General features: G+C 66.0%; 1 protein-coding gene. It reads left to right on the top strand.

The genetic code is table 11. From position 1 onward, the window contains the following. Nucleotides 1–645, top strand: a 645-nt coding sequence (locus G3N64_RS39400; protein ID WP_205788929.1) for a 4Fe-4S dicluster domain-containing protein, incomplete at both ends; no start/stop codon positions are given.

The raw sequence follows: 645 nt of genomic DNA, 5'->3' as shown, positions 1-645 counted from the left end.
CGGGCGGCGCGCTGATCGGCGACGACGCGGGCTTCCTGAACGCATCGCGGATCAAGGGCAGCCACGCGGCGATCAAGACCGGCATGCTGGCGGCCGACGCCGCGTTCGACGCGGTGCAGGCCGGCCGCCAGTCGGACGAGCTCAACGCGTACCCGGATGCCTTCAAGCAGTCGTGGCTGTACACGGAGCTGTACCGCGCGCGCAACTTCAAGCAGTGGATGGCGAAGGGCCTGTACCTCGGCACGCTGATGGTCGGGCTCGAGCAGAAGGTGATGGGCGGCAACGTGCCGTGGACGCTGCACCACAAGCATGCGGACCACGAGATGCTGAAGCCGGCGTCGCAATGCGAGCCGATCGAGTATCCGAAGCCGGACGGCAAGCTGACGTTCGACCGGCTGTCGTCGGTGTTCATCTCGAACACGAACCACGAGGAGAACCAGCCGGCGCACCTGACGCTGAAGGACGCGAGCGTGCCGGTGAACGTGAACCTGCGTACCTACGCGGGCCCCGAGGGTCGCTTCTGCCCGGCGGCCGTGTACGAGTTCGTGAAGAACGACGACGGCAGCGACCGCCTGGTGATCAACGCGCAGAACTGCGTGCACTGCAAGACCTGCGACATCAAGGACCCGACGCAGAACATCGTGT

It is taken from the genome of Burkholderia sp. Ac-20344, assembly GCF_017104975.1.
In the GTDB taxonomy this organism is placed as follows: domain Bacteria; phylum Pseudomonadota; class Gammaproteobacteria; order Burkholderiales; family Burkholderiaceae; genus Burkholderia.
Note: the sequence above shows the minus strand (reverse complement) of the source record. Positions and strands in the feature narration are given on the sequence as shown.